Raw genomic sequence first — 7,296 nt, forward strand, 5'->3', positions numbered from 1 at the left:
GATCTGGATCTACCTCGGCTGGGTGATCGTGCTGCTCGGCGCGGTGGTCGCGGCGTATGCGCCGAGCCTGCAGATGCGCGTGATCCGCCGGCCGTCCACGCCGGGCTACCTGTTCCAGCTGGCGGTGGGCATGCTGCGCGAGCTGGCGCAGGCGCGCGCGCTCAGCACGCACGGCATCAGCGCGGCGCAGCTGTCGGAGACGCTGCGCACCGATCCGCTGCAGATCGAGCCGCTGCTCGACACGCTGGTCGCGATCGACTGGGTCGGCCGGCTCGACGAGGAGGGCAACTCGCGCTACGTGCTGCTGTGCGACCCCGCGACCACCTCGGCGCAGCCGCTGATCGCTCAGGTGCTGCTCGACCCGACGCCGACGCTGCGCGGGTTCTGGCACCGGGCGCAGTTCGGCAACATGATGTTGAGGGACGTGATCGCGGCGGATTGAACGCGGTACGGGTGCATCTGTGTCGGTCGCGGACCGGAACCTCGCGAGTGCGCGCGACCACAGAACGTTTTTGGTTTCCTGCGCCTCTCACCATGCATCGATTGCCCTCCGGCCCTCCGGTCTTCATTCCGAATGTTCCTCTGGCCTCGCGGGACACGGCGCGGAACAGCCATGCGCTCAACAAGACAAATGCGGCCACCACGCTGGCCGCTTTGGATGCTTGCGTGGGTCTGCCGGAATTGACGGCGATGCTCGCCCTCAGGGATCGATGGATACCCGAGGATCCGCTTCGCGAATGCGTGCAATGGATGGCCGTTCTCCATCCCGAGCGGCGACGTCTCCTGGCCGAGCTGGAGACGGTTCGCTCCACATTGCTGGAGGCATCTTCCGTCGACGACCGGGGCGGTCGGGTAGGTGCCATCAAGCGGGCCGCGATGTCGCTGCGCCGGTTGGCTGACCAGTGGCGTGCAGCTCCATTCTTCACTGGCGGACAGTCGCTCGACAAGATCCTCCGCGATATGCCCGACCCAGCGCACGCAGTGTCTGATGATTGGGGCGAACTGATCGTTGCGATCAAGCGTTTGAACCTCGCCGTCGAGTGGCCCGCTGCTGCGCCGATTGATGGCGTGCATGTCCGAGGTCAACTGCGCGCGATCGGTGAAGAGCTCAGATGCGCGACATGGACTCCGCAACTGCAGGCCCGGACATTCTTCAGTTCGTGCGATCGGTTGGGCTCGCTTCCGTTGACGGGATCCGAATGGCTGAGGGCAAGACTGCCCTGGTTCCGTGCCAAGGTCTTCACAGCCAAGACGCCGGAACAACTGGCCGATGCCGTTCAATGGCTGGCCAGCGTCGCGGAGAAGCAGACTTTTCTGGCTGAACTGGCGGCGATCAAATCCGAGCCGTGGCGCGCGGCCACCGCCGGCAATCGTGGCGATGGCCGAGACATCGATTCCGCACTGCGAATGCTTGTGGTGCAGCTGGGACGCTACAAAGATCTGCTGCGCAGGCTTCCGGAGGCAGACCTGATCGCGGCTGCATTGCCCGATCCCGCCGATGCCGTTGGGGAACGCAGGATCAGCCTGTTGTTCGTCATCCAACGGATGGATCATGCAATATCGAGTGTCGACGCCTCGTCCCCTTGCTGCCCGTCCCTCAACTGTCAGGAGGCTGCGGCGGAGATCGCGGCGCATGCCGTGTCATTGGGGATGGGTCGCCTGAATCGACGCCAAAGGGCAGACGCTGTCCAGGCGCTGTGTTGCGCGATGACCCAACTGCCGGTCGCCTTGGAGAAACGCTGGCATTTTCAGGTGCGCTGCGTGATTGCCGAGGTATCCGAAGCTGTCGACGTCATTGGGTTGAAATCGATTCTGCAAAGATTCGCCGCTCAACTGCGGTCAGCCCCGTTGCTCGCATGAATCACGCAATTCTTGCCCCGCCGCTTCGCGCAGTACATCGCATCGTCCGCCAGCTGCAGCAGCCGCTGCGGGTTCTGCGCATCGCCGGGCGCCAGCGCGTAGCCGATGCTCGCGCTGATGCCATGCCGGTCGACGCCCGCCACCGCCTGCAGCATGTGCAGCGCGAGCGCATGCGCGCCGGCGGTGTCGCGCACCGGCGCCAGCACCAGAAACTCGTCGCCGCCGAAGCGGCCCACCGCGTCCTCGGCGCGCACCGCGGCCTGCAGCGCGCGTGCCACCGACACCAGCAGCTCATCACCCGTCCGGTGCCCCAGCCGGTCGTTCACCGCCTTGAACCCATCGAGGTCGACGAAGAACAGCGCCACCGGCAGCTGCACCGCATCGAGCAGCGCCGCCTCGATGCGGTCCATCATCGTGCGCCGGCTCAGCACGTCGGTCAGCGCGTCGCGCTCGACGCTGCGCTTGAGCTGCTGCTGCGTGATCGTCAGCTCGTGCACGTCGACCGTCACGGTGTAGACGCCGATCACCTCGCCGCAGGCATCGAAGTCGGGCACGTAGCTGGTGCGCATCCAGCGCTGCCCCTGGGACGCCAGGTCGACCATGCGCGCGTACTGCACCGTGTGCCCGGCCAGCGCCTGCACGAAGTACGRCTCGTGCTCGGCCCAGCGCTTGGAGCCGCGCACGTCGCCGATCGGCCGGCCCAGCAACTGCTTCGGCTGCTGGCCGGTCGCCTCGACATACGCCTTGTTGACGAAGCGCAGCACGAAGTCGCGGTCGACGTAGGTCAGCGGGAACGGGATGTTCTCGGTGAAGCGGTCGAGCCGCTGGCGTGCGGCGACCAGCGCCTCGCGCTCCAGCACATCCTGGTGGATGTCGATCGCGATCGTGAAGATGCCGTCGACGCGGCCGGCCGGGTCGAGGTGCGGCAGCACCTGGATGCGCGCCCAGCGGCCGGCATGGCAGCCGTGCTTCAGCCGCCGCTCGTAGTTGACGGTGCGCCCCTGCGCGGCCTGCGCGAACGCCCCGCTCGCGCGCTCCCAGGCCTCGTCGCCGTACAGCTCGGCCAGCGTGTGGCCCAGCAGCTCCTCGCGGCCGCGTTGCGCCCAGCTCAGGTAGGGGTCGTTGCAGAACACCAGCCGGTGCTGCAGGTCCCAGCGGCCGATCGGCAGGTCGATCGCATCGATCAGCCGCTCGATGTGGGCGAGCTGCTCGAGGACGGGCAGGTCCTTGGCGTCCATGGCCTGGCTCTAGAACGGGATCCTGCCCACCCAGATGTCCTTGTACATGACCCAGTCGCCCATGAAGCTGTACAGCGGGCGCTTGAACGAGGCCGGCCGGTTCTTCTCGAACACGAAGTGCCCGACCCACGCGAAGCCGTAGCCGCACAGCAGCGCGTAGACGAAGTAGAGCGGCTGGCCGCGCACGAGGCCGGTCACGAGACACAGCAACGCCAGGCTGGAGCCGATGAAGTGCAGGCGGCGGCAGGTGCGGTTCGCATGCTCGCCGAGGTAGTACGGGTAGAACTCCGCGAAGCTCTTCAGCGACTGAACGGTACTGCTGTTCATCGGGCTTCCTCCGAAATGAAGGCCTGGATCGCATTCAACACGGCGTCGGGCACCTCTCCCATCAGGGAATGCCCGGCCGGCAACGCCAGAACCTTCGCATGCAACGCATGGGCCAGTGCGGCGCTCGCCTTCGGCGGCGTCATCTGATCGTGCGCGCCGACGATCATCAGGCTGCCGCAGCGCACCCGGGCGGCCGCTTCGAGCCCGCCGGCGTAGCGGTTGCACACCTGGAAATCCTGGTGGAACAGGTTGCCATGCCCCGCGGCGGCGTGCCCCGCCTGCAGGCGGCGCATCAGCGCCCGGTTCGCGCCGTGCAGCGAGAAGCCCGGCGCCGGGGCCGAAGGCTTGGCGGCGTGGCCGGCGTGCGAGAACGCGTTGACCATGTCGATCGCCTTCAGCGGCGCATCCAGCGAGGTCGACAGCAGCGTGTCGGACACCTTCATCGGGTACGCCGGGCCGAGCAGCACCAGCCGGCTCGCGCGCTCGCCGAGCCGGGCGGCGGCTTCGAGCGCGATCAGCGAGCCCATGCTGTGGCCGACCAGGGCCGCACGCTCGATGCCGGCCGCGGCCAGCAGCGCGAGCAGCCAGTCGGCACAGGCCTCGACGCTCGCCAGCGCCGGCCCGTCGCTGCGGCCGTGGCCGGGCAGGTCGGGCACCAGCACCGCACGGCCGTGGTGCGCGAGCGAGCGGCTCTGCAGCCCCCACACGCTGTGGTCGTGCATCGCGCCGTGGATGAACACTACCGCCGGCAGCCCGGGGTCGAGTGTCTTGCCGCCGGTGTAGACGAAGGCCGCACGGCCCTGCACGTCGAGCTTCATGCGCCACCCGCCTTCTGCGCGGCCCGCAGCGCGCGCGACAGGTCGTCGATCAGGTCGTCGGCATCCTCCAGCCCGATCGACAGCCGGATCGTGCCCTGCGTGATGCCGGCCTGCGCGAGCGCGGCATCGTCCATGCGGAAATGCGTGGTCGTCGCCGGGTGGATCACCAGCGAGCGGCAGTCGCCGACGTTGGCCAGGTGCGAGAACACCTTCAGCGCCTCGATGAAGGCACGGCCCTGCGCGCGCTGGCCCTTCAGGTCGAAGCTGAACACCGAGCCGCTGCCGCGCGGCAGCAGGCGTTTCGCGAGTTCATGGTCGGGGTGGGTCGGCAGGTCGGGGTGGCCGACGCGCGCGACCATCGGGTGCGCAGCCAGGAAGGCGACCACCTTGCGCGCGTTCGCCATGTGGCGCTCCATCCGCAGCGACAGCGTCTCGACGCCCTGCAGGATCAGCCACGCGGTGTGCGGGCTCATGCAGGCGCCGAAATCGCGCAGCCCCTCGCGCCGCGCGCGCAGCAGGAAGGCGCCGACGGTGCTCTCCTCGCTGAACACCATGCCGTGGAAGCCGTCGTAGGGGCGGGTCAGCTCGGGGAATCGTCCGGAGGCGTCCCAGTCGAATTGCCCGCTGTCGACCAGCACGCCGCCGATCACGGTGCCGTGGCCGCTCAGGAACTTGGTGGCCGAGTGGTAGACGAGGTCGGCCCCGTGGTCGAACGGGCGCATCAGCCACGGCGAGGTCAGCGTCGAGTCGACCAGCAGCGGCAGCCCATGCTCGTGCGCGATCGCGCTGACGGTGGGGATGTCGAGCACGTCCAGCCCGGGGTTGCCGACGGTCTCGCCGAACAGCAGCCGCGTCTCGGGGCGGATCGCGGCGCGCCAGCCGTCGATGTCGCCGGGGCGCACGAAGGTGGTGGCGATGCCGAAGCGCGCCAGCGTGTAGTGCAGCAGGTTGTGCGAGCCGCCGTACAGCGCGCTGCTCGCGACGATGTGCGAGCCCGCGCCGGCCAGCGTGCAGATCGCCAGGTGCAGGGCGGCCTGCCCGCTGGCGGTCGCGATCGCGCCGGTGCCGCCTTCGAGCGCCGCGACGCGTTCTTCCAGCACCGCGGTGGTCGGGTTCGAGATGCGGCTGTAGACGTGCCCCGAGCGCTCCATGTTGAACAGCGCCGCGGCATGGTCGCTGCTCTCGAACACGAAGCTGGTGCTCAGGTGGATCGGCACCGCGCGGGCGCCGGTGGACGGGTCGGGGCCGGCGCCTGCGTGCAGCGCAAGCGTGTCGAAGCCGGGGTCGGATGGGCCGGGCATGGGATCTCCTGTCGTTCTTCGCGGCCGCCGGAGGCACCTCGTGGGTGCAGCCGGGGATGTTGTTGTGAAGAATTGTGGGCTATATTGGCCCGACACACCCCCAAGGAGAGGACCCATGAAAGTCGCAGACATCCTGCGTGTCAAGGGCGGCACGCTTTTCACTGTCTCGCCCGACCAGCCGCTGGCGCATGCCGTGCGCACGATGGCCGAGCGCGACATCGGGTCGCTGGTGGTGATGGAGCACGGCGACCTCGCCGGCATGCTCACCTTCCGCGAGGTGATCCTGGCCGTGGTCGGCAACGGCGGCACGGTCGGCACGACCATCGTGCGCACCGTGATGGACGACCACCCGCTGACCTGCACGCCCGAGACCGAGATCGACGAGGTGCGCCGCATGATGCTCGAGCGCCACGCCCGCTACATGCCGGTGATGACGCAGCGCACGCTGATGGGCGTGATCTCGTTCTACGACGTCGCGAAGGCAGTGGTCGACAGCCAGGACTTCGAGAACCGGATGCTGAAGGCGTATATCCGCGACTGGCCCGTCGAGGATCAACAACCTGTTCAGAACTGACGCTGCTCGCTCGGCGAGGCGTCTCCCTGGAATCACGCTTGTTCGCGATGCCACGGATTCAGAAGCCGCGCGCCGGTGGTTTTGAAGTCGGCGACATTTCGGGTGACAACGATCAGGCCGTGAACCAGGGCGGTCGCAGCGATGAGCGCATCGCGATCGGAGCACGGGTCCGGCACGTGCAAGGTGGCACAGCGCAAAGCGACCGTCGTGTCCACGGGGAGAATCCTCTCGCCGAAGGTGCGCAGGACTTGCTCGTCCATCCATCTGCGCAAGTTCGCAGATTGCGCAGCGTCGCGACGCTGCAATCGCAATATTCCAAGCTCCAGTTCAAGAACAGTCACCGCCGAGATCGACAAATCGGCCGCAGTGACGGAAGCCGCCCAAACCACCACATGGGGATCGGCGCGGCCGCTCGGAGCCTTGCGCAGCTCGGACACCACGTTGGTGTCGAGCAGATACATCAGTCGAACTCCGCCGCGCGGTAAGCGGAGCCCAATCGCCCAGGCTCGAACTCGATATCGGCGCCCTCGGACATTCCGAGCAAGTCGACGATGCTCGGCAGGTTTCCCGTGAGTTCGCGATAGCGCTCGTAGGTCATCAACACATGAGACGGCTGGCCGCGGTCCGTGATGACCACCGGTCCTTGTGCAGCGGCCTTCTTCGCACGAGCCGTGTCCTGGTTGAATTCCCTGCTGGAAAGTGTGGTGGTGATCCTCATCGCGGCGTCCTCCATCTACGTAGCAACGTTACTAGATTGACGGTGCGCCGACAACAGAAATGAAAAGGCCCGCCCTTCACAGAGCGGGCCTTCTTCACCAGCGGCTCACTCAGAACGAGTGGCGGATGCCGGTGGTGAATTCCGTGATGTTGCGGTCCCCGGCGTTCGTCAGGCCGGCCGGCACGGCGCTGGCCCAGCGATCAGCATAGCCGTCGCCTTCGTTCTTGAAGCGCGTCACCGCGCTGTACAGCGCCGTGCGCTTCGACAGATCGTACTGGTAACCGACGCCGAAGGCTTGCGTCTTGCCTTCGTTCACGTTCTTGGCCTTGTTCTGCACGTACTGCGCGCGCACCGTGTTCGCGCCGAAGCGGTAGTCGCCGCCCACCCAGAAGCCCTGGCCGTCGGCATCCACCGCGCTGCGGTCGTTCACCGAGATCACGCCGGCCGTGCCGTGCCAGTC

9 protein-coding genes and 1 pseudogene are annotated in these 7,296 nt (G+C 67.5%); 3 read left to right on the forward strand and 7 right to left on the reverse strand.

What is annotated here, in order from left to right; genetic code table 11:
- Together AC1D12_RS19305 and AC1D12_RS19310 are read left to right on the forward strand one after the other, a co-directional pair.
- A pseudogene (locus tag AC1D12_RS19305) lies at positions 1–442 on the forward strand (YihY family inner membrane protein); the annotation flags it as partial.
- A 92-nt stretch (positions 443–534) separates the two neighbouring features.
- Complete coding sequence (locus AC1D12_RS19310) at positions 535–1,860, forward strand: hypothetical protein (RefSeq protein ID WP_477825581.1); 1,326 nt, start codon at positions 535–537, stop codon at positions 1,858–1,860.
- Here the strand turns inward: AC1D12_RS19310 and AC1D12_RS19315 are convergent.
- Genes AC1D12_RS19315 through AC1D12_RS19330 form a run of 4 tightly spaced genes read right to left on the reverse strand, consistent with a single transcriptional unit; the run spans position 1,830 to position 5,544 of the window.
- Positions 1,830–3,098, reverse strand: coding sequence for a diguanylate cyclase domain-containing protein (locus AC1D12_RS19315; RefSeq protein WP_477842292.1), 1,269 nt, complete (start codon positions 3,096–3,098; stop codon positions 1,830–1,832). The two genes, AC1D12_RS19310 and AC1D12_RS19315, sit on opposite strands and share 31 nt — an antisense overlap.
- Positions 3,099–3,107: 9 nt before the next feature.
- A complete protein-coding gene (locus AC1D12_RS19320) occupies positions 3,108–3,425 on the reverse strand; it encodes an Mpo1-like protein (protein ID WP_047502895.1) in 318 nt (105 codons plus the stop codon).
- Positions 3,422–4,243: an alpha/beta fold hydrolase gene (locus AC1D12_RS19325; protein WP_477825583.1), complete on the reverse strand. Its 822-nt coding sequence runs from the start codon at positions 4,241–4,243 to the stop codon at positions 3,422–3,424. Before AC1D12_RS19325 ends, AC1D12_RS19320 begins: the two co-directional genes overlap by 4 nt.
- Positions 4,240–5,544, reverse strand: coding sequence for an O-acetylhomoserine aminocarboxypropyltransferase (locus AC1D12_RS19330; protein WP_477842294.1), 1,305 nt, complete (start codon positions 5,542–5,544; stop codon positions 4,240–4,242). Before AC1D12_RS19330 ends, AC1D12_RS19325 begins: the two co-directional genes overlap by 4 nt.
- A 115-nt stretch (positions 5,545–5,659) precedes the next feature.
- On the opposite strand from AC1D12_RS19330, the gene AC1D12_RS19335 reads away from it, so the two are divergent.
- Positions 5,660–6,118, forward strand: a complete 459-nt coding sequence (locus AC1D12_RS19335) for a CBS domain-containing protein (RefSeq protein WP_047502890.1) — start codon at positions 5,660–5,662, stop codon at positions 6,116–6,118.
- 32 nt (positions 6,119–6,150) lie between these two features.
- Here the strand turns inward: AC1D12_RS19335 and AC1D12_RS19340 are convergent, their stop codons facing one another.
- The 3 genes from AC1D12_RS19340 to AC1D12_RS19350 form a co-directional block, all read right to left on the reverse strand.
- Positions 6,151–6,582, reverse strand: coding sequence for a type II toxin-antitoxin system VapC family toxin (locus AC1D12_RS19340; RefSeq protein WP_477825586.1), 432 nt, complete (start codon positions 6,580–6,582; stop codon positions 6,151–6,153).
- Positions 6,579–6,836, reverse strand: a complete 258-nt coding sequence (locus tag AC1D12_RS19345; RefSeq protein ID WP_477842296.1) for a type II toxin-antitoxin system Phd/YefM family antitoxin — start codon at positions 6,834–6,836, stop codon at positions 6,579–6,581. Before AC1D12_RS19345 ends, AC1D12_RS19340 begins: the two co-directional genes overlap by 4 nt.
- A gap of 109 nt (positions 6,837–6,945) precedes the next feature.
- The coding region (locus AC1D12_RS19350; protein ID WP_477842298.1) for a porin at positions 6,946–7,296 on the reverse strand (351 nt) is incomplete at its 5' end.

Source organism: Rhizobacter sp. P1_G5, from assembly GCF_056405435.1.